Genomic DNA, 23,193 nt, shown 5'->3' on the forward strand with positions numbered 1-23,193 from the left:
CGCCCGGTTCCACACCGGACGGGCCGTCGGCGGCTCAGAACGAGGACGACAGCGCGACGACGCCGGACGGGTCGAGCACCTTGAACCCGGCGGCGTTCCCGCGCAGCACCGAGCTGTTCAGGTTGCACCGCATCTCCGCGGCCCCCGTCCCCACGAACTCCCCGGCGCCCACGTCGTGGCCCTGCCGGTCCACCACCACGACCCGGTACGGCGTTCCCTCGCCGAACCCCGCGGCGGTCAGCTTGATCTCCACCCCCCACGTGTGGGGCACCAGCGCGGCCGAGGCGGACACCCCCGGAGCCGCCTGCCCGACCGCGACGGACTCCACCGGCACCGAGGGCCGACCGGACTCCGACGCGAACCACCCGGCGAACGCCCCCACCGCGGCGATCAGCACGGCCGCCGCGGCCACCCCCACCCACCGGGGCGGCCGCCACCGACGCCGCTGCTCCACCATCAGCCGCGACACGACCAGGTCCCCGAGCCCCGGCGGCACCGCGGGCCGATCGGTCAACCGGTCCGCGTCCACCTCGCCCAGCCGGACCACCACGGGCTCCAGCTCGACGAGTTCCGCGCGGCACAGCGCGCACCCGTCCAGGTGCGCGCGCACGGCGATCCGCTCGTCGTCCGCGAGCTGCTCCAGGACGTACGCCCCGAGCTGCTCCCGCGTGGCCCGGTGCTCCTCGCGGCTCACAGCTCCACCCCCATCTCCTCCATCGCCAACCGCAGGGCCTTGAGCCCGAAGAACACCCGACTGCGCAGCGTCGCCTGCGGCACGCCCTGCTCGGCGGCCACCTCCTGGTACGACCGCCCCCGCAGGTACGTCTCGACCAGAGCGGCCCGGTGATCGGCGCTGATCCGCAACAGCGCCTCCTCCACGAGCCACCGGTCCAGGGCCGCGTCCGCGAACCCCACGTCCACCGGGTCGGGGTCGACGGGCAGCCGACTGGCCCGCCGGTCGCGCCGGGTCTCGTCGATCACCACGTTGCGCGCGATGGCGAACAGCCACACGCGCAGGCTGGCGAGTTCGGGGTCGAACCGGTCCGCCGCGCGCCACGCCCGCAGGAACACCTCCTGCACGACCTCCTGCGCGGCGCCCTCGTCGCCCAGTTGCCGCAGTGCGAAACGGTACAGCTCGGGACCGTGCGCGGCGTACGCCGCGCGCACCCCGTCCTCCGCTCCGAGGTCGAGGGACGGTGCTGGTCCGCGCCGCCTGCCGGTGATCGCCATGCTGTACGTACGTCCGCGGGCTCCGCCGCGTTTGAGGTTTCACCGAATCCGATGAATTTCTCACTCCGGTCAACAACACCGGCGTGTCGGTCGTAGACACCGTCGACAACCGACAAGCAGGAGGACGTCATGCGCAAGGCACGTTTCGCCGCACTGGCCGGGGCCGCGGCCCTGCTCGCGGCACTCACGGCGCCGGGGACCGCGAGCGCGACCGGCGGGTCCGCCGACTTCTACGTGCTCACCGAGGACGGCGTGCTCGCCAAGGGCAGCCGGGCGCTCCCGCTGCTCGGCGACCGCGTCCGGATCTCCGGCCTGGCGAAGGGCGACCGGCTGGTCGGCATCGACGTCCGCCCGGCGACCGGCGCGCTCTACGCCGTCGGCAAGTCGGGCCAGCTCTACACCGTGGCCCCGAGGACCGGCGCCGCGACGAAGGTCGGCGCGCCGATCGCGCTGGACGGGTCGGCGGTCGGTTTCGACTTCAACCCGACCGTGGACCGGATCCGCCTGGTCACGTCCTCCGGGCAGAACCTGCGGCTGGTGCCCGAAACCGGCGCGCTCGCGGCCACCGACGGCGTGCTCGCCTACGCGGCCACCGACCGGTCCGCGGGCCAGGCGCCGAAGGTCGCGGCCGCCGGCTACACCAACAGCGTGGCGGGCTCGACCAGCACGGCCCTGTACGGCATCGACGCGAACCGGGACGCGCTCGTCACCCAGGGCACGACACCGGGCGTCACACCCGTGGTGTCGCCGAACACCGGCCAGCTCTTCACCGTCGGCAAGCTCGGCCTGGACGTCACGGCCACGAACGGCTTCGACATCTCCGGCGCGGCCAGGTCCGCGACCTTCAACCCCGGCGACTACCAGGCCGTCGCCGCCGTGCAGGAGGAGCACCTGCGCGTCGGCTCGCTGATCGTCCGGATCGACCTGGCCACCGGTCGGGGCCAGGTCGTCGGCCTCACCTCGTCCACCGTGGTGGGCTTGGCCTTCGCGAGGTAGTCGTCCGCCTGGCGGTCGCCCACCCCAGTGGCCGTCAGGTGATCGGCCAGGAGTGCACGGGTTCGTTGGTGTGCATCAGGTCCCGGTAGGTGCGCAGCATCAGCCGCAGCGCCTCCACGCGGTCCAGGCTCGAGTTGTCGTAGTGGCGGTGGAACGCGCGCGACTGCCAGGTGGCCCCGTTGACGCCGGTGAGGCACCGCTGCTCGACGACGCCCAGCAGCCGGTCGCGCTCCGCCGGGTCGACGCCCCAGCGGTCCAGGCCGTCGTACGCCATCGGCAACAGCCGCCGCAGCACCAGTTCCACCACCGGGACCGTGCCAAGTCCCGGCCAGTACACCTGCGCGTCGATGCCGTTCTTGGCGCCCGCCAGGAAGTTCTCCTCGGCCGCGCTGAACGACATCTGCGACCACAGTGGACGTTCGCTCTCCGCCAGCACCCGCACCAGGCCGTAGTAGAACGCGGCGTTGGCCAGGGTGTCCACGACGGTCGGGCCCGCCGGGAGGGTGCGGTTCTCGACCCGCAGGTGGGGCTTGTCCTTCACGACGTCGTACACCGGGCGGTTCCAGCGGTACACGGTCCCGTTGTGCAGCCGCAGTTCCGACAGCGCCGGGGTGTCGCCGCGGTCGATCACCTGCAACGGGTCTTCCGGGTCCACGATCGGCAGCAGGGCGGGGAAGTAGCGGACGTTCTCCTCGAACAGGTCGAAGATCGACGTGATCCAGCGTTCGCCGAACCAGACCCTCGGTCTGACGCCCTGTTCCTTCAGCTCGTCGCCCCTGGTGTCGGTCGACTGCTGGAACAGCGCGATCCGCGTCTCCCGCCACAGCTCCTTGCCCAGCAGGAACGGCGAGTTGGCGCCGACCGCCACCTGCACGCCCGCGATGGTCTGCGCGGCGTTCCAGTAGTCCGCGAACTGGTCGGGGCTGACCTGGAGGTGCAGTTGGGTGCTGGTGCAGGCGGCTTCGGGGACGATGGAGTCCGCCGTCATGTTGAGGCGTTCGATGCCGTCGATGCTGATGTGGAGGTCTTCGCCGCGCGCTGCCAGCACCTGCTCGTTCAGCAGCGCGTAGCGCGGGTTGACAGACAGGGCGTCGATGGCCATGTGCTCGGCGCGCAACGTCGGCAGGATGCCGATCATCGTCATGTGCGCGCCGACCTCGCGCGCCTTGTGCTCGGCCTCGTTCAGGCTCGACCGGACGGTGTCCTCGAACGCGGTGATCCCGCCGCCCGCCAACTGGCGCGGGGCGACGTTGATCTCCAGGTTCCACTGGCCCAGTTCGGTGACGAAGTCCGGGTCGGCGATGGCTTCCAGCGCCTCGGCGTTGCGCATGGCGGGGTCGCCCTGCTCGTCCACCAGGTTCAGCTCGATCTCCAGGCCGGTCATGGGCTTCTCGAACTCGAACCTGGACTCGCGGAGCATCCTGGCGAACACGTCCAGGCAGCGCCTGACCTTCGTGCGGTACCTGGTGCGGTCCTCGCGGGTGAACTCGTGGCGGGCTACGTCGTCACCCATGGCGGCTCCTCAAGTTCGTGGCACCCGGACACTGTGCACCAGGAGACGGTCAGGCGGGTACCGCGATCGAGGTGATCACAAACCCGTCCCTGGCCAGCCAGCGCCCGGTGAACCCGGTCAGGGGCTCACCGTCCACGATCGGGGCATCGATCAGGATCCGCGCGCTGAACGTGCCCGCGTCCGGGTCGATGGTGACGTCCGCGTCCTCGAAGCCCAGCCACAGCCGCGTCAGCGGGAACCACGCCTTGTAGACGGACTCCTTGGCGCTGAACAGCAACCGGTCCCAGCTGACCTTGTCGCTCGTCGCGCGCAGACCGTCCATCCTGGCCAGTTCGGTCGGGACGGCGATGGCCTCCAGCACGCCGTTCGGCGTCGGGGCGTTGGGCTCGGCGTCGATGCCGATGGAGCGGAAGTCGGACGTGCGCGCGACGGCCGCGGCGCGGTAGCCGGTGCAGTGGGTGATGCTGCCGACCACACCGTCCGGCCAGACCGGTTCGCGCTTCGGTCCGGGGAGCACGGGCACGGCGGGGAAGCCGAGTTGGGCCAGGGCGGTGCGGGCGCAGTGGCGGCCGGTGGTGAACTCCTTGCGGCGCTTCTCCACCGACTTCTCCAGCAGGGCCAGCTCCTCGGGGAACAGCTCGACGCCCTCAGGATCGTCGAAGCGGTTCACGGCCGCGATGGGGCTCGGCAGCAGGTCGGTGATCACCGGGAGTCCCCCTCGCGCAGCACGTCCACCAGGCGGGCCCCGGTGTAGCCGCGCGGCTTCCACTCGCGCGGGTAGCCCAGCGACACCTCGTCGAAGCGGACGCCGTCGTGGCGGGTGGTGCGCGGGATGTGCAGGTGGCCGTAGACCATCTCGGCGCAGTTGAACCTCAGGTGCCAGTCGGCGGTGCGCTCGGTGCCGCACCACAGCGCGAACTCGGGGTAGCGCAGCACCCTCGTCGGCTCGCGGACCAGCGGGTAGTGGTTGATCAGGACGGTCTTGAGCGCCGGGTCGACCTCGGACAGCCTGCGCTCGGTCTCCACGATCCTGGCCTCGCACCACGCCTCGCGGCTGGGGAACGGGTCGGGGAACAGGAAGTACTCGTCCGTGCACACCACGCCGACCTCGTGGGCCTTCGCGAGCGCCGAGACCTGGTCGAACGTGCCTTCGGGGCGGAACGTGTAGTCGTACAGCGTGAACAGGGGAGCGACGACCAGCGGCGTGGCGGAGGCCTCGAAGACCGGGTACGGGTCCTCGGGCGTCACGACGTCGATGCTCCGGCACATCTCGACGATCTGCTTGTACCGGACCTCGCCGCGGGACTGCACCGCGTCGTCCTTCGTCGTCCACAACTCGTGGTTTCCCGGCGACCAGATGACCTTGGCGAACCGCTTCCGCAGCAGGTCGAGGGCCCACTCGATGTCCTGGAACTTCTCCCCGACGTCGCCCGCGACGATCAGCCAGTCGTCGGGGGACGGGGCCTCGATGGCCGCGACGAAGTCCCGGTTCTCCTGGTACGTCACGTGCAGATCGCTGGTGGCTAGCAGTCTCGGCGTGCGGGTCACAGACTCGACCTTAACCGTTCCCGATGCCCATCTCCGATACCCCGAAGACCCCTAGGAGCGGTTTTCATCGATTTATAACGACCGTTCATCCGTTCGTCGCAGATCTTGGCCCGTTGAACTCATACCCCTACACCGCGTAACGCTAGGCGGGTCCGCTCAGCCTTACGGGCCCCTAAACCACCTATCGGGTAGTCAGCCGGCTTCCTACGGTGATCACATCGCAACCACCCCGGCGGAGGACCAGATGTCCGAGTCCCAATTCGCTCGAACCCCCGACCCCCGGTTGGCCCGCCAGGTGCCGCCCGGCGTCCGCGGCGCCGCCACGCCGTTCAGTCGGACAGTCAGTGCCGAGATCACCCGCACCGCGCAGCAGCAGCAATACGGCTACCCGCCACCTCGACGCCGCACCCCGGCCGAGGAAGCCGCGTTGTCCACGCTCCTGCGCACCCGTCAACGCGCGCAGGCGACCCGGCCCGAGCCGTGGCTGCGCCAGACCCCCGACTCGGCCCCGGCCGCCGCCCCGCGCGGCGACGTGACCGAGCTGCTCGCCGCCCGGCTCGTCCCGGCGGCGCTGTGGAACCTGGTCGAACCGCTCATCCCGCCGGTCAAGATCCGGCGCCAGGGCGGCGGCCGCAGCCGCGTGTCCGATCGCGCCATCTTCACCGCGATCGTGTTCGTCCTGACCAGCGGGTGCGCGTGGCGCCACCTGCCGTCCAGCTTCGGCGTCACGGTCCCCACCGTGCACCGCCGCTTCCAGGAGTGGACCGACGCGGGCCTCTGGCTGCGCCTGCGCCGTGCCGCCATGGACCGCCAGGCGGCGGGGGACGAGAACGAGTGGATCCACGCGGTCCTGGAGGCGGCCGAGCGCCGCGGAACGAAGACGGGCTCCTGACCGTCGGATGAACGTGGAGGCCGGTCCGGCCCCGCCGAGGTACTGAACCGGACCGAGCCCCACCACGTTCATCTTGGTAAGACCTCAGGAGGAACCCATGTTCACCGACCCCGACAGTCCGCTGTCACACCGCGCGCTCGCCCTGCTCCGCGCCACCGCCGCCGGCCGCGTCGAGCTGACGTGCAGCAGCGAACCCGACTTCCGCGTGGACGAGCTGGCCTGCTGCGACCAGCCCGCCGCCAGGCTGCTGGTCCACGCGGGTCTCATCGAGCCGGCCACCACCGCGACCCCGCTCGGCCAGTGGGCCCCCGCCCACCTCAGCCCCGCCGGTGCCGAACTGCTGGCCTTCGACACCCCCACGGTCGCGGCCTGAACCACGGCGAGCAGAGGTCCCCTGTTCGTGAAGGCCCCCCGAACCGAACGCTACCGGCGGGCACCGACAGGAACCGGTCGCTGAGGCTCTGAACAGGCCTTTTGTCGAGTGGGCGTGGTTTACGCGTGCAGGCCGTGCTGGTACTTCGGGAAGCGGACGCTGATCTTCGTGCCGAGCCCCTCCGCTGTTTCCACGACGAGCCCGTAGTCGTCGCCGTAGAAGCGCCTCAGCCGCTCGTCGATGTTCCCCAGCCCTATCCCGGCGGTCTCGTCCACCTGCCCCGCCAACGTCCGCCGCAGCGCCTCGGGATCCATGCCGATGCCGTCGTCCTCGATCGTGATGTGCGCTTCGGCCCCGGCGTCGGCGGCGAGGATCTGGATGTGGCCGGGTTCGACCTTCCCCTCCATGCCGTGCCGCACGGCGTTCTCCACGAGCGGTTGCAGGCACAGGAACGGCACGGTTACCGACAGCACCTCGGGTGCGATCTGGAGCGTCACGGTCAGCCGCTCGCCGAACCTCGCCCGTTCCAGCGCCAGGTACTGGTCGATCGACTTCAGCTCCTCGGCCAGCGTGGTGAAGTCGCCGTGCCTGCGGAACGAGTAGCGGGTGAAGTCCGCGAAGTCCAGCAGCAGCGTCCTGGCCCGTTCGGGGTTCGTCCGCACGTACGACGCGATGGCGCTCAGCGAGTTGTAGATGAAGTGCGGCGAGATCTGCGCCCGCAGGGCGCGCACCTCCGCCTCGACCAGCCGGGTCCGCGAGCGGTCCAGCTCGGCCAGTTCCAACTGGCCCGACGCCCAGCGCGCGACCTCGTTCGTCGCCCGCACGAGACCGGCCGACGCCTCGCGGCTGTACGCGGCGAGCACGCCGACGACGTGTCCCTCGACGGTCAGCGGCGCCACGACGGCGATCTGCACCGGGCAGTCGGCCAGCGTGCAGCCGATGTCGAACGCCCGCGTGCGGCCGGTGCTGAACACCTCCTGCGCCAACCGCATGGTGTCGCCCGAGTGGTGGCCACCCAAACCCTCCCACGCCACCACCTCGACCTCGTCGGTCAACGCGAGCGCCGGGGTGTCGAGCAGGGTGCGCAGGTGGCGGGCCGACTTCTTCGCCGCCTCCGGCACCAGGCCCGCGCGCAGCGGTGGAGCGGCCGACCACGCGGTGTGCAGCGTCTCGAACGTGATCCGCTGCGCCTCGGTGAGGAAGTCCTGCCTCGGACCCGATCCCCGCCACAGCACGAACACGATCGCCGCACCCACCAGGAGGATCGCCCCCACCGCCAGCAGCCCCGTCACATCTCGCCTCTCCGGCGGAGCTCGCTCATGGACGGCTCCTCGTTCGTCTCCAGCCCGAGGTTCTCGGGCGCGTGCAGGCGGACCATGACCCGGTTGACGTTCGCGGGCACCTTGCTCGGCGTCATCAGCGAGACCCCGTACATCACCACGAACCCCAGCGGGACGGTCCACGCGGCGGGCCGCGACAGGAACACGTGGAACCACTGGTCGTTCGTCCTGGCGCTGATCGTGACGATCCCCGCCGCCAGCGCGGGCAGCCCGCCCGCGAGCATCCCCGCGACGGCACCGGGCGTGGTGATGCGCGTGCTCCAGATCCCCAGCAGCAGCAACGGGCACAGCGACGACGCGGCCACGGCGAACGCGAGCCCGACCATGTCCGCGACCGGGATCCCGCCCACCAGCACGGTCATCGCCAACGGCACCAGCACCGCCAGCCCGGCCGAGATCCGGAACCCCCGCACCCCGCGCATCTTCAGCACGTCCTGGCTCAGCACGCCCGCGAGCGACACCATCAGCCCGGACGACGTGGACAGGAACGCGGCGAACGCGCCACCGGCCACCAGCGCGCCCAGCAGTTGCCCGCCCACGCCCTCGATCATCCGGCTGGGCAGCACCAGCACGACCGCGTCGGTGTCGCCGGTCAGCAGCAGTTCGGGCGTGTAGAGCCTGCCGAGCACGCCGTACAGCGGCGGCATCAGGTAGAAGATCCCCAGCAGCCCCAGCACGATCAGCGTGGTGCGGCGCGCGGCCCGGCCGTTCGGGTTGGTGTAGAAGCGGACGATCACGTGCGGCAGCCCCATGGTGCCCAGGAACGTCGCCAGGATCAGCGAGTACACCGCGTACAGCGGGAACTCGCCGCCCGCGGCCATCGGCAGCGCCCAGTTCGCGTTCGTGGTGTGCGGCAACGACTCCAGGTGCGGCACGGTCGCGCCCGCCGGGAACACGAACGAGCTGCCCGCGGCGATCGTGTGCTCACCGGCCGTCAACGTCAGGCCGTCGCCCTCGAGCCGCGCCCCGTCGACCAGGCCGCGCCCGGAGAACGCCACGTCGTGGTCGGCGTGGATGACCGTGGTGGTGTCGAAGTCCACCGTCGTCGTCTGGCGGAACACCGGGTACTCGGGGCCGTTGATCCGCTGGCCGCCGTGCGCCTGCCACGCCAGCAGCAGGAACACCACCGGCACGGCGATGGCGGTGAGCTTCAGCCAGTACTGGAACGCCTGCACGAACGTGACGCTGCGCATCCCGCCCGACACCACGTTGACCGTCACCACGACCGCGACGATCAGCCCGCCGAGCCAGTCCGGCGCGCCCGTGACCGTGTGCAGCGTCAGGCCCGCGCCCTTGAACTGCGGCAGCAGGTACATCCACGCGATGGCGATGGCGAGCCCGCTGGCCACCCGGCGGACCAGCGGCGAGGAGAACCTGGCCTCGGCGAAGTCCGGCAGCGTGTACGCGCCCGACCGCCGCAGCGGGGCCGCGACCAGCGTCAGCAGCACGAGGTAGCCCGCGGTGTAGCCGACCGGGAACCACAGCATGTCCGGGCCGTGCGCGAAGATCAGGCCCGCGATGCCCACGAACGACGCCGCCGACAGGTACTCGCCGCCGATCGCCGACGCGTTCCACCACGGCGACACCGTGCGCGAGGCGACGTAGAAGTCCGACGTGGTGCGCGAGACCCGGAGCCCGTACGCGCCGACCAGCATCGCGCCCAGCGCGACCACCAGCACGGCGACGACACCGTAGGTGCTGTTCACGACCGTTCGACCAGCTCGGCGAACTGGCGTTCGCTCCGCTCGGCCTGCCGCACGTAGAACCAGCCCGCCAGCACGAACACCGGGAACACCACGACCCCGAGCAGCACCCACGGCAGGCCGATGCCGAACACCTGGAGCCGGGACACCCACGGCGCGAACGTGAACACCAGCGGCAGCGTCGCCAGGCCGCCCGCCACGAGCCCGACCACCAGCAGCCCCAGCGTGCGCTGGGTGCGGATCAGCGACCGCATGTACAGCTCGCCGAGCTGGCTCTGCTCGGTGATCTCCCGCGACGCCGGGTACGGCCGCCGCGGGCGGGGAGCGCCGGTACGGGGGCTCGTCACCACCACGCGCTGCGCGGGCGGGTCCTCGGGCCTCACGTGCCCTGCCGGTTCCGCGCGTTCTCGTCGGCGGCCTGGTGCTGCACGACCGGCCGGGCGCGCCGCACCAGGAGCTGCCGCAGGTGCCGGGCGTGGCGGCGGCTGACCGGGAGCACCGCGCCGCCGATGTTGACGCTCAGGTGCCCCTCCTCCAGCCTCAGCTCCTCGACGTGGCTCAGTGACACCAGGTGGCTGCGGTGGATGCGGACGAACCCGGCGGACCGCCAGCGCTCCTCCAGCCCGTTCAGCGCCGCCCGGACCAGACCGCTGCCCGTCGCCGTGTGCAGGCGCGCGTAGTCGCCGTGCGCCTCGACGTACCGGATGTCGGCGAGCCGGATGAACCGGGTGATGCCGCCAAGCTCGACCGGGATCACCTCCTCGCCCACCTCGGGCCGCGGCGGTGGGGCCGGCTGCGCCTGGGGTTCGGCGACGGACTTCACGTCCAGCACCTCGTGCACGATCCGGTGCACCGACTCCGCCAGCCGTTCGGCGCGCACCGGCTTGAGCAGGTAGTCCAGCGCCTTCAGCTCGAAGGCCTCGACGGCGGGCTCCTGGTGCGCGGTGACGAACACGATGGGCGGCGGCTGCGCGAACCGCGACAGCACCCGCGCCAGGTCCAGCCCGTCCAGGCCGGGCATCCGGATGTCCAGGAACACCGCGTCCACGGGCTGGCCCGCGTCCATCGCGCGGTGCAGCCCGCGGAGCGCGGTCGTCGCGTCGGTGACGCCCTCGACGTGCGCGATGCGCGGGTCGGAGCGCAGCAGGTACACCAGGTCTTCGAGCGCCGGCGCCTCGTCGTCGACCGCGAGCACGCGCAACGTCCGTTCGAGAGCGCCTCGGCGCTCGGGCCCCTCGCAGAGGGGACAGGGCAGGCCTGCGGTCATGTCCGGTCGAGTCCAATGCTGTGATCGGCCGATCTCCACGGCGACGGGGGATTAGACCATCAGTAGGACATCGTCGCCCGTCGAGGGGTCGGGAGCAAGGGCGCACCCGTCCGTGCTCTTCAACGCGCGAGAGCGTCGGGCGGTTCGCCGGGCGCTCAACCCGCGATGCGGCGGGACCTGTGGTCCGCGACCCTGGGGTGGGCGGCCAGCGCGTCCCCGAGCGTGATCTCCAGCTCGACGAACGACTCCTCGGCGCGGCGGGCGGCGACGATCACCGACGACGCGGCGGCCGGGCCGACGAGGCGGCGCGTGGGGTCCTGGAGGGATTCGAGCACCTCGGACCACTGGTTCGACAACCTCGTCAAACCCTCCAGGGCGGCGACTAGTTCGCCCGTTGTCGTAGGTGGTTTAGCGGCAATCCGGGCGAGGTGGTCACCCAGCGCTTCCAGGTCGGAGTTCATCGTCACCCCCAATGCGACGTCGTCTGTCCCCGGAGATATTGCTCCAGGTCGGCGAAATGGTCAACCAGGTCTCAATTGGCTGATGTTTGCACAGGTCAACGGTAGAAGGAATGGTACGTGCAAGCCCTTTCCGCAACCATTCCTGCGTTCCGTGAGCTGTGTCACCGGTTATCTGGCAACCATTTCACATGTGTGGACCTCGAATAATACGAAGCCGGCCTCGGCCGTCAAGTCCAAGGCGATCCGCCAGTGGTCTAGTGCCTGTGCGTATTCGTGCGCGCACACAGGTACCCCTGCTGAACCGGGATGTGCCCGAACGGCCCGTAGCGGCACTCACTCGCCGTCGATGGTCCGCGGCCCGCCCGCCCACCTCGACGGCGCGCGGGCGTCCGCGTGATCACCCGATCGGCCCACCCCGGCCACCCCGTTCGGCGGAAGGCGGGTCCGCTACAGGGCGCCGACCTCGGTGATCCGGATCGAGGCGGTCCCGGTCTCGTCGGACTCCTCCAGGTCGACCTCGGCCGAGATGCCCCAGTCGTGGTCCCCGGCGGGGTCGTCGAAGATCTGGCGCACGTCCCAGCGCCCCGGCTCCTCGGTGATGATCAGCAGGGCGGGCCCGCGCGCGTCGGACCCGGTGCCGATGGAGTCGAACGCCTCGAAGTACGGCTCGATCGCGTCCTCCCAGGCGTCCTGGTCCCACCCGGAGTCGCCGTCGAGCAGGCCGAGCTCGTAGTAGTTGCGGCGCGCGGCCAGTTCGACCCGGCGGAACAGGGCGTTGCGCACCAGCACCCGGAACGCGCGCACGTTGCGCGTGACGGCCGGTGGCCGGTCGTCGATCCGCACCTCGGGAGCGGCCTCGCCGAGCGGGTTGGTCAGCTTCTCCCACTCCTCCAGCAGGCTGGAGTCGACCTGGCGGACGAGTTCGCCCAGCCACTCGATGAGGTCGTTGAGCTCCTCGGTCTTCGCCTCCTCGGGCACGGTGTGGCGCAGCGCCTTGTAGGCGTCGGCCAGGTACCGCAGCACGATGCCCTCGGAGCGGGCGAGCTGGTAGAAGCTGACGTACTCGGTGAACGTCATGGCCCGCTCGTACATGTCGCGGACCACGGACTTCGGCGACAGGTGGTGGTCGGCGACCCACGGGTGGCCGCCGCGGTAGGTGGTGAAAGCGCCTTCCAGCACCTCCTCCAACGGCTTCGGGTACGTCACCTGGTCCAGCAGTTCCATCCGCTGGTCGTACTCGATGCCGTCGGCCTTCATCGCCGCCACGGCCTCGCCGCGCGCCTTGAACTGCTGCGCGGACAGGATCTGCCGCGGGTCGTCCAACGTGGACTCGATGATGGACAGCGCGTCCAGCGGGTAGCTCGGCTCCTCGCGGCCCAGCAGCTCGATCGCGGCCAGCGCGAACGGCGACAGCGCCTGGTTCAGCGCGAAGTTCTCCTGGAGGTCGACGGTCAGCCGGTAGCGGCGGCCCTCGGCGTCCGGTTCGGCCAACCGCTCGACCACGCCGGACTGGAGGAGCCCCCGGAAGATGGAGATCGCGCGCAGGATGTGCCTGAGCTGCGCCTTGCGCGACTCGTGGTTGTCCTCCAACAGGTGCCGCATCCCGGCAAAGGCGTCGCCGGGCCGGTTGATGACGTTGAGGATCATGGCGTGGCTGACCGCGAACGTCGACGTGAGCTGCTCCGGCTCGGCCGCCACCAAGCGGTCGAACGTCTTGTCGCTCCACGACACGAAACCCTCGGGGGCCTTGGTGCGCACGACGCGCTTGAGCTTCTTCGGGTCGTCACCCGCCTTCGCGACCCGCTTGGCGTTCTCCACCTCGTGGTCGGGCGCCTGCACGACCACCGTGCCCACCGTGTCGTAGCCCGCGCGCCCCGCGCGCCCGGCGATCTGGTGGAACTCGCGCGCCTTGAGGATGCGGGTGCGCGTGCCGTCGTACTTGCTCAGCGCGGTGAACAGCACCGTGCGGATCGGCACGTTGATGCCGACGCCGAGGGTGTCCGTGCCGCAGATGACCTTCAGCAGACCGGCCTGCGCGAGCTGCTCCACGAGCCTGCGGTACTTCGGCAGCATGCCCGCGTGGTGCACGCCGATGCCGTGCCGCACGATCCGCGACAGCGTCTTGCCGAAGCCGGAGGTGAACCGGAACCCGCCGATCATCGCCGCGATGGCGTCCTTCTCGGCGCGCGTGGACACGTTCACGCTCATCAGGGCCTGCGCGCGTTCCAGCGCGGACGCCTGGGTGAAGTGCACGACGTAGATCGGGGCTTCCCGGCCGTGCAGCAGCTCCTCGATCGTCTCGTGCAGCGGCGTCGTCACGTACTGGAAGTTCAGCGGCACGGGCCGGTCGGCCGACCGCACGACCGCCGTTGACCGCCCGGTGCGCCGGGTCAGGTCCTTCTCGAAGAACGTGACGTCGCCGAGCGTCGCGGACATCAGCAGGAACTGCGCCTTGGGCATCTCGATCAGCGGCACCTGCCACGCCCAGCCGCGCTCCGGCTCGGAGTAGAAGTGGAACTCGTCCATGACGACCTGGCCGACCTCGGCCTCGGCGCCGTCGCGCAGGGCGATGTTCGCCAGGATCTCGGCCGTGCAGCAGATGATCGGCGCGGTGTCGTTGACGCTCGCGTCACCGGTCAGCATGCCGACGTTCGCGGGCCCGAAGACGTCGCACAGCGCGAAGAACTTCTCCGACACCAGCGCCTTGATCGGGGCGGTGTAGAAGGTTCGCTTGCCCTCGGCCATGGCCGCGAAGTGCGCCCCGATCGCCACCAGGCTCTTCCCGGACCCCGTGGGGGTGCTCAGGATGACGTTCGAGCCGGAGACCAGCTCGATCAGCGCCTCCTGCTGCGCCGGGTAGAGCTGGAGCCCCCGTTCCGCCGCCCAGGAGGCGAACGTGTCGAAGAGCAGGTCGGGGTCGGGGGTGGCCGGAAGCCGATCGGTGAGAGTCATCGCAGGTCGGATCATAGGTGAGAGCGCGCGACCCGGCGGCGGCCACCGCCGCGCGGAACGTGTGGGATTCTCAGGTGTGACCGATCGCCACCTGGACGACCTGCGCCGGGCGGCACTGGCGACCCTGCCCGATCCCGCGGCGTACCGGGAGGAACTGGGCGCGCCGAAGGCGGACCTGGTCGACCTGCTCACCACCGAACGCGGGCTGGTGCTGGTGGGGGAGCCGGGCGCGGGGAAGACCACCGCGCTGCACCGCCTCGCCGCCGACCTGCTGGCCGACGGTGGACCGGTCCCGATCGTGCTGTCGCTGTCCGCGGGCAGTTGGCGGGTCGAGCCGCACCGGCTGAGCGGACTGCGCTGGGCGAGCGCGCAGGACGTCGTGCCCGCGGACGAGTGGGACACCGAGGCGCTGGAACGCGCGCAGCGGCTGTCCGTGGCGAAGCTCGAACAGGTCGACCACGCCGTGGACACCGCCGTCGACTGGCTGGCCACCGACGTGGCCCGGCTCTACCGGGTGCCCGCGCGGCGGGTGGCGGAGTGGCTGCGCGAGACGCCCTGCCCGGTCGTGCTGCTGCTCGACGGGCTGGACGAGATCCGCCACGCCGACGACCGCCGCCGCTGCGTCGAAGCGCTGACCCTGCTCAAGAGGCGGCTCTCCACCGGGATCGTCGTCTGCGCCCGCGAGGATCCCGGAGGGCTGGGCGCGGTGGTGGAGGTCCCGCCCCTGAGCGCCGAGACCGTCGACACCCGCCTCGCCGACGCCGGGCTCACGGCGCTGCGCGAGGCGTGCCTGCGCGACGAGGAGCTGGTGGACCTGCTGGCCACGCCTCTGGCGCTGACCCTGGCTGTCGACGGGTACCGCGACCGCCCCGTCACCGACACCGAGGTCGGCCTGCTCAAGTCGGGTGGCCTCGACCGGCTGTGGGAGGTGGGCCTGCCCGCCGGGGCCGACGCCCTGCGCGGACTGGCGCGGCTCATGGAACTGGGCGACCGGGACGTGTTCACCGTCGAGTCGCTGAACCTCGCGTGGGTGCGCCGCGCGGGCCTGCGACCGGTCCGGTCACCCGCCGCGTGGCTGTACGCCGTGCTGGCGGTGGCCGCGTCGGTCTGCGTGGTCGTGCTCGCCGCCCGTGCCACGGACGTCGGCTTCGCGGTGCTGTGCGCGGGCGTGCTGGCCGGTTCGGCGACCGCGCAGGCGCACACCGCCCGCAACCCCACCGACCGCCGCGCGTCCCGGCTCGACCTGGGTGACTTCGTGGCCACGCGGTGGACGCTCGACTGGCGCGCGGGTCTCACCGCGCTGACCACGTGCGCGCTGACGGGCCTGGTCATGGGCGCTTCCGTCGGCATCTTCGGCGGCGCGGCGGGCCTCGCGCTCGGTGCCCTGCCGGGTGTCGCCGCCGGGCTCGCGGTCGGCGTGGTGACCCTCCCGAGCGGAGCCGCGGCCCGTCCCCGTCGGAGCGCCCCCGGCTGGACCTTCACCGTGCGCTTGGCCGCCGGGGTGCTCGGCCTCGCGCTGGCGCTAGGGCTCTCGTTCGCCGTGCTGCTCCTGGTGGACAGGCTGTTCACGGCCTACATCCACCACCTGATGCTGGCCACGACGACGGGCGTGTGGCTCGCGGCGTTCGCCGTGTCGCTGCACGGCTGGTGGAGCCACCGGCTCGCGGTGAAGACCGTGACCCGCGCGGGCGTCCTGCCCGACGACCTGGACGCGTTCGTGGCGGCGGGCGTGCTGCGGGAGGTGCCGGACGGCCACGCGTTCGCCCACCGCACGCTGCGCACGCACCTCGGTACTTTACCTTCCGGATGGTAAAGTAGCCCGGTGAACGCACGGCAACGGATCCTGGACGGCGCACTCGACCTGCTGCGCGCCGAAGGCGGCGGGACGATCACCCTGGACGCGGCCGCCAAGCGGGTGGGCCTGACGAAGCCGGGGCTGATGTACCACTTCCCGACCAAGGAAGCGCTGATGGTCGCGGTGGTCGACCACGTGGCCGACCGCTGGGAGCGGATGCTCCTCGACGCCCTGCCCGTGCCGTTCGGGGAAGCCTCGCCGCGGCAGCGGATCCGCGCCTACGTCGAGGTCGCGGTGACCGGCGAACTGGACCGGGCGGACTTCGCCATCTGCTCGGAGGCGTTCTACCAGCCCACCCTCGGCACGGTCTGGAGCCGCCGGTTCGAACCCTGGGTGACCCTGCCGGACGACCTGCCCGACGCCGAGCGGGGCCTCCTCACCGCCGCGCGCCTGCTGGCCGACGGGTACTGGATGGCCGCCGCCACCGGCGTCCTGCCGGTCCCGGAGCGCGACCACCGGCCCGTGATGGCCGTCGTGGACGGGCTGGTGGCCCCGTGAGGAAGTGGCTGCTCCTGGTGGCGGCGATCCTGCTGGAGGTCAGCGGCACCCTCGCGCTGCGGGCGGCGCTCGACCACGCGGCCTGGTACGCCGTGGTGGCGATCGGGTACGCGGGCGCGTTCGGCGCGCTGACGTTCGTGCTGCGCGCGGGCCTGGGCCTCGGCGTCGCGTACGGCATCTGGGCGGCGTCCGGCGTCGCGCTCACCGCCGTGCTCGCGTCCGTCCTGTTCGGCGACCCGCTCACCGGCACGATGGGCCTGGGCATCGTCCTGGTCATCGGCGGCGTGCTGTGCGTCGAACTCGGCTCCCAGGCCGCGCACGCCTGTACCGAGGAGCGCGGCGCATGAGCTGGGTCTACCTCGCGCTCGCGATCGTCACCGAGGTCGCCGCCACCCTGTCGCTGCGCATGGCCTCGCAGGGCCGCGCCCTCTGGTACGCCCCGGTGGGAGTCGGCTACCTCGTCGCGTTCACCATGCTCACCCTCGCGCTGTCCGAGGGCATCCCGGTCGGCGTCGCCTACGGGATCTGGGCCGCCGTCGGCGTCGCGCTGACCGCCGTCGCGTCACGGGTGCTGTTCAAGGAGCCCCTGACCAGGGTGATGGGGCTGGGCATCGTGCTGATCATCGCGGGCGTGCTGCTGATCGAACTCGGCGGCGCCCACTAGTCCAGCCGGAAGCCGTACGGGAGTTCGAGGCGGTGCGCGGCCAGCAGTTCGGTGTCGGCCAGCACCTCGCGGGTCGGGCCGTCGGCCACCACCACGCCGTCGTCGATCACGACGCTGCGGGTGCAGAGCTGGAGCGCGTACGGCAGGTCGTGGGTGACCATCAGCATCGTGCGGTCCAGGCCGAGCAGCACCTCCGCCAGCTCGCGGCGGGCCACCGGTTCCAGGTTCGCCGACGGCTCGTCGAGCACCAGGATCTCCGGGTCGCACGCGAGCACGGTCGCCAGCGCGACCCGCCGGCGCTGGCCGCCGGACAGGTGCAGCGGCGACCGGTCGGCGAAGTCGCCCATGCCCACGGCGTCCAGCGCCCCGCGGACCCGTTCGTCCAGCTCCGCGCCGCGCAACCCGAAGTTCGCCGGCCCGAACGCCACGTCCTGGCGGGCCGTCGGCATGAACAACTGGTCGTCGGGGTCCTGGAACACGACGCCGACGCGGCGGCGGATCTCCTTCAGGTTCGCCTTGTCGACCGGCATCCCGGCCACCTCGATCCGGCCGGACCCGCCGCTGATCACGCCGTTGAGGTGCATGACGAACGTGGTCTTGCCCGCGCCGTTCGGCCCGAGCAGCGCGACCCGCTCACCGGGCTGGACGCGCAGGTTGACGCCGAACAGCGCCTGGTGGCCGTCCGGGTACGCGTACGCGAGGTGCTCGACCAGCAGCGCGGGCGTCGTGGTCTCGGCGACGCGGACGGGCTGGGGACTGCTGGACCCGGTCATCTCCGGCATCGTGCCAGTCCAGCCGCGCGACACCATCGCCAGGTGCACGCGCTCGCCGCGTTCGTAGGAGCGGATGAACAGGCTGCCGATGCCGCGCGCGGTCGCGCCGACCTGCCAGAGGAAGCGCGGGTCGTGGCCGCGGGAGACGCGCGCGATCCGCATCCGCTGGGCCTCGCCGACGATCACCTCGCCGTAGCGCAGCATCAGCGTCGCGATGGTGATCAGCACGGACGGCGTGCGCAGCCGCTGCAACCCGAGCAGCAGGTCGTGCGGGGCCGTCGTCGCGGCCAGCGTCAACGACACCAGCACGCCGAGCGTGCCCTTCGCCAGGATGTTCCACCCGGCCAGCGCGCCCTCGACGGACACCGCGACACCGAGGAAGTCGACGCGCCTGCCGTGGCCGACCAGCGGCAGCAGCACCGCGAGGATCACGAACGGCAGCTCGATCAGCGCGCGGGAGGCGAACCAGCTCACCGGGACCCGCGCGACCCACCACACGGCCGTGATCGCCAGCAGGTAGGCGCCGAACGCCCAGAACGCCTCGCGCGGCGTCGCCACGACGCACAGCACCGCCGCGAAGGCGCCGACGATCTTGAGCTGCGGCGCCAGCCGGTGCACCGGCGAGTCACCGGCGCGGTGCAGGACGCCGTGCCCGGCGCCCACCTACTTCCCTTGCGGGGAACGCTTGCGCAGCAACCAGAACAGCCCACCCGCGAGCACGAGCGTCACGACCACGCCCAGAACACCCGCCACACCGGTGAACCGGTCGTCGCCGCCCACCGCGTAGTCCGCGAACAGCGAGCCGCTCAGCGGGCTCTCCTTCGCGTGCTCCGCGATGCCGTGCACCTCGGTCACGTGGTCCAGCCCGTCCGGGTTGGAGTTCGCGAAGTACGACACCACCCCGGCCAGCAGGAGCGAGACGACCGCGAACCCGATGAAGAACCGCTTCACGCCCTCAGCTCCAACTTCTGCTCTGCCCCGCGCAGCAGGTACACGAGGTCCGGCCGGACCGCCGTCACGGCCGTCACGGTGGCCGCGGTGATCAGGCCCTCGCCGATGCCGATCAGCACGTGCACGCCGATGATCGCCGCCGCGACCGTCCCGAACGCCACGCCGCCCTGGCCGCCGATCGCGTACTCGACCACGAACCCGGCGGACGCCACGACGGTGTTCACCAGCGCCGACACGAACGCCACCGCGGCGATCCCGCCCTTGCCCTTGCGCGCGAACCGGCGCAGCGACACGGCGATCAGGTACCCGGTCGCGGTGCCGATCAGCGCCATGTTGGTCACGTTCGCACCGAGCGCCGTCACCCCGCCGTCGGCGAACAGCAGCGCCTGGAGCACCAGCACGATCGTCACGCACAGCGCGCCGACCCACGGCCCGACCAGGATCGCCGCCAGCGCACCACCCAGCAGGTGCCCGCTGACACCCGGCAGCACCGGGAAGTTCAACATCTGCGTGGCGAACACGAACGCCGCCACCAGCCCCGCCATGGGTGCGGTCCGATCGTCCAGATCACCGCGCGCCTTCGCCAGCGCCACCCCGACCCCGACGACCGCGACCACGACGAACAGGAGCGAGGTCGGCGCATTCAACAGGCCGTCGCTCATGTGCATTGCGATGGTTTCGGACACCCGACCACGGTAGTTGCCAAACACCCGTTATGGCCATACCGATGCAACAACCGGGGGCGGACGTTCACCACATGGTCGAACGTGGATCTTTCCGCAGGTACGCGTGGTCAGACCGCCGCCGGAGCCCTCATCGCCGCCAGCTCCGCCCGCGCCCGCTTCGGGCTCACCACCCGCATCCCCGCCCGCGCGCAGCGGCGCACCACGTCCGGCTGGTCCCGCAGCAGGCGCAGGCCCCGGCGCACCAGCACCCGGATCGGTTTCCGCGCCTCCACGACGTCCCGCACGAACCGCCGCGCGAACGTCACGAAGGCGTTGGGCGACAGCACGACCGCGTCCAGCAGCACGCCGGCGTCGCGGCAGCCCGCCACCAGCCGGTCGGCGAACAGGCCTTCGGCGATGAACGCGGGCGCGTCCGCCAGGACGACGCTGTGGCAGCCGGTCTTCCGGCTCTCGCCGATCGAGTACGTCGGCGCCTCGACCCGGCCGGTCGTGGCCAGTTCGACGACGGCGGCCAGCGCTGCGCCGGTGTTCCACGAGTCCGCGGCGTCCCAGTCCGCCAACCCCGTCGCGTCACGGGGGAGCAGCGGATCGTCGTCGTCGCGGTAGAAGTCGTCCAGCCGCAGCACCGGCCAGCCCAGGTGGGCGGCGAGGTGGGACTTGCCCGAGCCCGAGGGGCCCGCGAGCAGCACGGCGCGCGCGTGAACAGGAGGTGACGGCACGGAAGACCATTCTTGCACAACGCGGGCTAGGCGGGCCTCCCGGCGAGTACCGCGACCTCGGCGAAGAAGGCCCGGAGGTGTGCCACGGCCTCCGCCTGGACCGGCAGGCGCGAGAACCCGATCAGCGACTGGGGGCGCTCGGTGTAGACCGGGCCGCCGGTGATCGTCCGCCTGCCGATCGCGATCCGCATCCGCTCGGTGTCGAGCCACGCGCCGAGCCAGGCCAGCGGGATCCGGTTGGAGCCCTCGACGCTCCTCTGGAAGACCTCCAGCACCGGGCCGTCCACGATGATCAGGGCGTCGCCGTGGCTGAAGGTGAGGGGAGTCATCACGACAGCATGCCCTCCACGCCCGGAGGCCCGACCGCCGCGTAGCCGTACGGGTCCGGGGAGACCACGGCACCGAGGCGTCGGAGGCAGACCGCCGCCGGGATCTTGCGCAGGTCGATCCTCGCCAGTGCCGTCCGCTCCGCGACCAGCCTGACCAGGCACGGGTTCCCGGTGGCGCGCACGTGGCCGTCGACCTCGGCCGTCGCCAGGCGCTCGTCGGCGTCGAACAGGTCCCGCGCGACCAGCAGCACCACCTGGCCGACGATCGACCGGTACAGCTCGCCGACCTCCGCCGCGGGCCTTGGTTCCGGCCGCTCCCGGTCCTCGTCGCGGTCGAACGCGAAGGCGCGCACCAGCGGGACGACGTCGCGCGGCGGCAGTTCCACCCGGACGGCCGCCGTCCCGGTCTCCGGGCGGAACGCCACCTCGGCGTACCGGGGGAACCCCGACGGGAGCGGGACCACCGCCAGCACCAGCCGCAGGTACCGCTCGACGGCCTCGGGGACCCGACGGGCCAGGCCCCGGCCGAACTCGTCGAGGTCCCGGTTGTGCTCCGCGACGGTCTTCGCCGTCCACTCCCGCTCGGCGTCGTGCCGCGCGCGCAGTTCCGCGACCTGCCGCAGCCGGGCCGCCTCCCGCGCCCCGTGCGCCTGGACGGCCTCGTCGAACGCGGCCCTCGCCTGCTCCAGCGCGCGGGTCCGCCGCCCGCGGCCGAGCACCCGCGCGGGCTCGAAGTCCTGCCACGCGGGCGCGTTCCGCGGCTCGGCGAGGTCACCGAGGTCGAGGGGTGGCGTCCACGCCTGCTTGCGCAGCAGCCGCAGGTCGACGCGCGCGGGCCTGCGGGCGCCCGTGGCGAGGACGGACCGCAGTTCGGCCACGCGGTTCGCGATGTCGGCGGTCTTCCCCGCGGCGCTCATCTCGCGGCCCGCCAGGTACCGCTCCCGGTCGCTCGTCACCATGTGGGCCCCCTGACGCCGCCGGGACGTCAATACTATCCGCGTTCGCGCGAATACCCACCGTGCGGTTTCGCGTGCTGTCGTACCTCCCCGGTAGGTTCGAACACGTGAACGAAGGGCTGTTCGACGAGGGCTTGTTCGGCGCCACCCCCGAGGAACGGGCCGCGCGGATCGCGGCGAACGCCCCGCTGGCGGTGCGCATGCGGCCCGCGTCGCTGGACGAGGTCGTCGGGCAGGACCACCTGCTCGGGCCGGGCGCCCCGCTGCGTCGGCTGGTCGAGGGCGCGGCGCCCGCCTCGGTGATGCTGTACGGGCCTCCCGGCACCGGGAAGACGACGCTGGCGACCCTCGTGTCGCAGGCGACCGGGAGGCGGTTCTCCGCGCTGTCCGCCCTGTCGGCGGGCGTCAAGGAGGTGCGGACGGTGATCGACGAGGCGCGCAGGCGGCTCGTGCGGTCGGGGGAGCAGACCGTCCTGTTCATCGACGAGGTGCACCGCTTCTCCAAGACCCAGCAGGACGCCCTGCTGGGGGCCGTGGAGGACCGGATCGTGCTGCTGGTGGCCGCGACCACCGAGAACCCGTACTTCTCCGTCGTGTCACCGCTGCTGTCGCGGTCGCTGGTGCTCCAGCTCAAACCCCTCACCGACGACGCCGTGCGCGAACTGGTGCGCCGCGCGGTGGTCGACGAGCGCGGGCTGGGCGGGAAGGTGTCGGTCTCGCAGGACGCCGAGGACCACCTCGTGCGGCTCGCGGGCGGCGACGCGCGGCGGGCGCTCACGGCGTTGGAGGCGGCGGCTGACTCCGCCGCGCAGGAGCAGGACGGGGTGCTCGACCTGCCGCTGCTGGAGGCGACGGTGGACCGGGCTGCGGTGCGGTACGACCGCGACGGCGACCAGCACTACGACGTGACGAGCGCGTTCATCAAGTCCCTCCGCGGCTCCGACGTGGACGCGACCCTGCACTACCTGGCCCGGATGATCGAGGCGGGCGAGGACCCGAGGTTCATCGCGCGGCGGCTGGTGATCCACGCCAGCGAGGACATCGGGATGGCTGACCCGATGGCGCTGCTGGTCGCGACGGCCGCCCAGTCGGCCGTGCAGACGATCGGCCTGCCCGAGTGCGCGCTGAACCTCGCGCAGGCCGCGATCCACCTCGCGACGGCGCCGAAGTCGAACGCCGTGACGACGGCGATCGGCGCGGCGATGGCGGACGTCCGCCAGGGCGCGACGGGCGCGGTCCCGCCGCACCTGCGCGACGGCCACTACGCGGGCGCGGAGAAGCTCGGCAACGCGAAGGGCTACCGGTACCCGCACGACGTCGCCGAGGGCGTCCTCACCCAGCAGTACCCGCCGGACGACCTGGTCGGCCGCGACTACTACGAGCCGACCCCGCGCGGCGCCGAGCGCGTGCTGGCCGAACGCCTGCCGAAGCTGCGCAAGGTCGTCCGGGGCGAGGACTGAAAATCGCGTGACCGCGGCGGGCGGAAC

24 protein-coding genes and 2 pseudogenes are annotated in these 23,193 nt (G+C 71.8%); 8 read left to right on the forward strand and 18 right to left on the reverse strand.

The genetic code is table 11. The features are described 5' to 3' along the window. Window positions 1-34 precede the first annotated feature (34 nt). Both NZH93_RS31435 and NZH93_RS31440 read right to left on the reverse strand, forming a co-directional pair. Window positions 35-694 carry an anti-sigma factor family protein gene (locus tag NZH93_RS31435; RefSeq protein WP_259626886.1) on the reverse strand — a complete coding sequence of 220 codons (660 nt, stop codon included), beginning with the start codon at window positions 692-694 and terminating at the stop codon, window positions 35-37. After that, complete coding sequence (locus tag NZH93_RS31440) at window positions 691-1,230, reverse strand: sigma-70 family RNA polymerase sigma factor (RefSeq protein ID WP_259626887.1); 540 nt, start codon at window positions 1,228-1,230, stop codon at window positions 691-693. Before NZH93_RS31440 ends, NZH93_RS31435 begins: the two co-directional genes overlap by 4 nt. Window positions 1,231-1,359: 129 nt before the next feature. Between NZH93_RS31440 and NZH93_RS31445 the strand changes: the two genes are divergently transcribed. Next, window positions 1,360-2,226, forward strand: coding sequence for a DUF4394 domain-containing protein (locus NZH93_RS31445; protein ID WP_259626888.1), 867 nt, complete (start codon window positions 1,360-1,362; stop codon window positions 2,224-2,226). 34 nt (window positions 2,227-2,260) lie between these two features. Here NZH93_RS31445 and NZH93_RS31450 read toward each other — a convergent pair whose 3' ends face one another. From NZH93_RS31450 to NZH93_RS31460, 3 genes are read right to left on the reverse strand one after another with little or no spacing between them, the layout of a single operon-like run. After that, window positions 2,261-3,739 (reverse strand): glutamate-cysteine ligase family protein, encoded by a 1,479-nt coding sequence (locus tag NZH93_RS31450; protein WP_259626889.1) that lies wholly within the window; start codon window positions 3,737-3,739, stop codon window positions 2,261-2,263. 49 nt (window positions 3,740-3,788) lie between these two features. Then, entirely contained in the window at window positions 3,789-4,445 is a 657-nt protein-coding gene (locus NZH93_RS31455; RefSeq protein WP_259626890.1) for a 4'-phosphopantetheinyl transferase family protein, read from the reverse strand. Further along, the gene (locus tag NZH93_RS31460; protein ID WP_259626891.1) at window positions 4,442-5,287 is read right to left on the reverse strand and encodes a metallophosphoesterase family protein; all 846 of its coding nucleotides are present in this window, start codon (window positions 5,285-5,287) and stop codon (window positions 4,442-4,444) included. The genes NZH93_RS31455 and NZH93_RS31460 overlap by 4 nt, the downstream gene beginning before the upstream one ends. Window positions 5,288-5,819: 532 nt before the next feature. Here NZH93_RS31460 and NZH93_RS31465 point away from each other — a divergent pair. Continuing rightward, window positions 5,820-6,176, forward strand: a pseudogene (locus tag NZH93_RS31465) (transposase); the annotation flags it as partial. Between the two features lie 100 nt (window positions 6,177-6,276). After that, window positions 6,277-6,552, forward strand: coding sequence for a hypothetical protein (locus NZH93_RS31470; RefSeq protein ID WP_259626892.1), 276 nt, complete (start codon window positions 6,277-6,279; stop codon window positions 6,550-6,552). A 119-nt stretch (window positions 6,553-6,671) separates the two neighbouring features. Here NZH93_RS31470 and NZH93_RS31475 read toward each other — a convergent pair whose 3' ends face one another. The 6 genes from NZH93_RS31475 to NZH93_RS31500 all read right to left on the reverse strand — a co-directional run bounded on the left by NZH93_RS31475 (window position 6,672) and on the right by NZH93_RS31500 (window position 14,275). Continuing rightward, window positions 6,672-7,844 (reverse strand): histidine kinase, encoded by a 1,173-nt coding sequence (locus NZH93_RS31475; protein WP_259626893.1) that lies wholly within the window; start codon window positions 7,842-7,844, stop codon window positions 6,672-6,674. Further along, window positions 7,841-9,598, reverse strand: coding sequence for a sodium/solute symporter (locus NZH93_RS31480; protein WP_259626894.1), 1,758 nt, complete (start codon window positions 9,596-9,598; stop codon window positions 7,841-7,843). Before NZH93_RS31480 ends, NZH93_RS31475 begins: the two co-directional genes overlap by 4 nt. Further along, on the reverse strand, window positions 9,595-9,978 hold the full coding sequence (locus NZH93_RS31485; protein ID WP_259626895.1) for a DUF485 domain-containing protein: 384 nt from the start codon (window positions 9,976-9,978) through the stop codon (window positions 9,595-9,597). Before NZH93_RS31485 ends, NZH93_RS31480 begins: the two co-directional genes overlap by 4 nt. Beyond that, window positions 9,975-10,862: a LytR/AlgR family response regulator transcription factor gene (locus NZH93_RS31490; protein ID WP_259626896.1), complete on the reverse strand. Its 888-nt coding sequence runs from the start codon at window positions 10,860-10,862 to the stop codon at window positions 9,975-9,977. Before NZH93_RS31490 ends, NZH93_RS31485 begins: the two co-directional genes overlap by 4 nt. Before the next feature lie 155 nt (window positions 10,863-11,017). Then, on the reverse strand, window positions 11,018-11,323 hold the full coding sequence (locus NZH93_RS31495; protein ID WP_259626897.1) for a hypothetical protein: 306 nt from the start codon (window positions 11,321-11,323) through the stop codon (window positions 11,018-11,020). A gap of 447 nt (window positions 11,324-11,770) precedes the next feature. Continuing rightward, window positions 11,771-14,275, reverse strand: a complete 2,505-nt coding sequence (locus NZH93_RS31500) for a DEAD/DEAH box helicase (protein WP_259626898.1) — start codon at window positions 14,273-14,275, stop codon at window positions 11,771-11,773. A gap of 76 nt (window positions 14,276-14,351) precedes the next feature. Between NZH93_RS31500 and NZH93_RS31505 the strand changes: the two genes are divergently transcribed. Genes NZH93_RS31505 through NZH93_RS31520 form a run of 4 tightly spaced genes read left to right on the forward strand, consistent with a single transcriptional unit; the run spans window position 14,352 to window position 17,292 of the window. After that, window positions 14,352-16,088 carry a hypothetical protein gene (locus NZH93_RS31505; RefSeq protein WP_259626899.1) on the forward strand — a complete coding sequence of 579 codons (1,737 nt, stop codon included), beginning with the start codon at window positions 14,352-14,354 and terminating at the stop codon, window positions 16,086-16,088. A gap of 9 nt (window positions 16,089-16,097) precedes the next feature. After that, on the forward strand, window positions 16,098-16,628 hold the full coding sequence (locus NZH93_RS31510) for a TetR/AcrR family transcriptional regulator (protein ID WP_259626900.1): 531 nt from the start codon (window positions 16,098-16,100) through the stop codon (window positions 16,626-16,628). After that, window positions 16,625-16,975: a DMT family transporter gene (locus tag NZH93_RS31515; protein WP_259626901.1), complete on the forward strand. Its 351-nt coding sequence runs from the start codon at window positions 16,625-16,627 to the stop codon at window positions 16,973-16,975. Before NZH93_RS31510 ends, NZH93_RS31515 begins: the two co-directional genes overlap by 4 nt. Beyond that, window positions 16,972-17,292, forward strand: coding sequence for a DMT family transporter (locus NZH93_RS31520; RefSeq protein ID WP_259626902.1), 321 nt, complete (start codon window positions 16,972-16,974; stop codon window positions 17,290-17,292). Before NZH93_RS31515 ends, NZH93_RS31520 begins: the two co-directional genes overlap by 4 nt. Here the strand turns inward: NZH93_RS31520 and NZH93_RS31525 are convergent. The 7 genes and pseudogenes from NZH93_RS31525 to NZH93_RS31555 form a co-directional block, all read right to left on the reverse strand. Beyond that, window positions 17,289-18,065, reverse strand: a complete 777-nt coding sequence (locus NZH93_RS31525) for an energy-coupling factor ABC transporter ATP-binding protein (protein ID WP_259627040.1) — start codon at window positions 18,063-18,065, stop codon at window positions 17,289-17,291. The genes NZH93_RS31520 and NZH93_RS31525 overlap by 4 nt on opposite strands. A 69-nt stretch (window positions 18,066-18,134) precedes the next feature. Next, window positions 18,135-18,728, reverse strand: a pseudogene (locus NZH93_RS31530) (energy-coupling factor transporter transmembrane component T family protein); the annotation flags it as partial. Next, window positions 18,729-19,016 carry a PDGLE domain-containing protein gene (locus tag NZH93_RS31535; RefSeq protein ID WP_259626903.1) on the reverse strand — a complete coding sequence of 96 codons (288 nt, stop codon included), beginning with the start codon at window positions 19,014-19,016 and terminating at the stop codon, window positions 18,729-18,731. Further along, entirely contained in the window at window positions 19,013-19,702 is a 690-nt protein-coding gene (locus NZH93_RS31540; RefSeq protein WP_259626904.1) for an energy-coupling factor ABC transporter permease, read from the reverse strand. The genes NZH93_RS31535 and NZH93_RS31540 overlap by 4 nt, the downstream gene beginning before the upstream one ends. A gap of 107 nt (window positions 19,703-19,809) precedes the next feature. Next, window positions 19,810-20,421: a uridine kinase gene (locus NZH93_RS31545; protein ID WP_259626905.1), complete on the reverse strand. Its 612-nt coding sequence runs from the start codon at window positions 20,419-20,421 to the stop codon at window positions 19,810-19,812. Between the two features lie 26 nt (window positions 20,422-20,447). Further along, window positions 20,448-20,750 carry a hypothetical protein gene (locus NZH93_RS31550; RefSeq protein WP_259626906.1) on the reverse strand — a complete coding sequence of 101 codons (303 nt, stop codon included), beginning with the start codon at window positions 20,748-20,750 and terminating at the stop codon, window positions 20,448-20,450. Then, window positions 20,750-21,709 carry a hypothetical protein gene (locus NZH93_RS31555; RefSeq protein WP_259626907.1) on the reverse strand — a complete coding sequence of 320 codons (960 nt, stop codon included), beginning with the start codon at window positions 21,707-21,709 and terminating at the stop codon, window positions 20,750-20,752. The genes NZH93_RS31550 and NZH93_RS31555 overlap by 1 nt, the downstream gene beginning before the upstream one ends. A 131-nt stretch (window positions 21,710-21,840) precedes the next feature. Here NZH93_RS31555 and NZH93_RS31560 point away from each other — a divergent pair, with 131 nt between their 5' ends. Next, a complete protein-coding gene (locus NZH93_RS31560) occupies window positions 21,841-23,166 on the forward strand; it encodes a replication-associated recombination protein A (RefSeq protein ID WP_259627041.1) in 1,326 nt (441 codons plus the stop codon). Window positions 23,167-23,193: the final 27 nt, after the last annotated feature.

The organism is Umezawaea endophytica, from assembly GCF_025061645.1.
Lineage (GTDB): Bacteria > Actinomycetota > Actinomycetes > Mycobacteriales > Pseudonocardiaceae > Umezawaea > Umezawaea endophytica.

Bases quoted from the DNA above. Each gene is read 5' to 3' on its own strand.
- NZH93_RS31525 (WP_259627040.1), bottom strand. From the start codon at position 18,065: ATGACCGGGTCCAGCAGTCCCCAGCCCGTCCGCGTCGCCGAGACCACG.
- NZH93_RS31490 (WP_259626896.1), bottom strand. From the start codon at position 10,862: ATGACCGCAGGCCTGCCCTGTCCCCTCTGCGAGGGGCCCGAGCGCCGA.
- NZH93_RS31555 (WP_259626907.1), bottom strand. From the start codon at position 21,709: ATGGTGACGAGCGACCGGGAGCGGTACCTGGCGGGCCGCGAGATGAGC.
- NZH93_RS31495 (WP_259626897.1), bottom strand. From the start codon at position 11,323: ATGAACTCCGACCTGGAAGCGCTGGGTGACCACCTCGCCCGGATTGCC.
- NZH93_RS31450 (WP_259626889.1), bottom strand. From the start codon at position 3,739: ATGGGTGACGACGTAGCCCGCCACGAGTTCACCCGCGAGGACCGCACC.
- NZH93_RS31440 (WP_259626887.1), bottom strand. From the start codon at position 1,230: ATGGCGATCACCGGCAGGCGGCGCGGACCAGCACCGTCCCTCGACCTC.
- NZH93_RS31445 (WP_259626888.1), top strand. From the start codon at position 1,360: ATGCGCAAGGCACGTTTCGCCGCACTGGCCGGGGCCGCGGCCCTGCTC.
- NZH93_RS31500 (WP_259626898.1), bottom strand. From the start codon at position 14,275: ATGACTCTCACCGATCGGCTTCCGGCCACCCCCGACCCCGACCTGCTC.
- NZH93_RS31520 (WP_259626902.1), top strand. From the start codon at position 16,972: ATGAGCTGGGTCTACCTCGCGCTCGCGATCGTCACCGAGGTCGCCGCC.
- NZH93_RS31470 (WP_259626892.1), top strand. From the start codon at position 6,277: ATGTTCACCGACCCCGACAGTCCGCTGTCACACCGCGCGCTCGCCCTG.
- NZH93_RS31550 (WP_259626906.1), bottom strand. From the start codon at position 20,750: ATGACTCCCCTCACCTTCAGCCACGGCGACGCCCTGATCATCGTGGAC.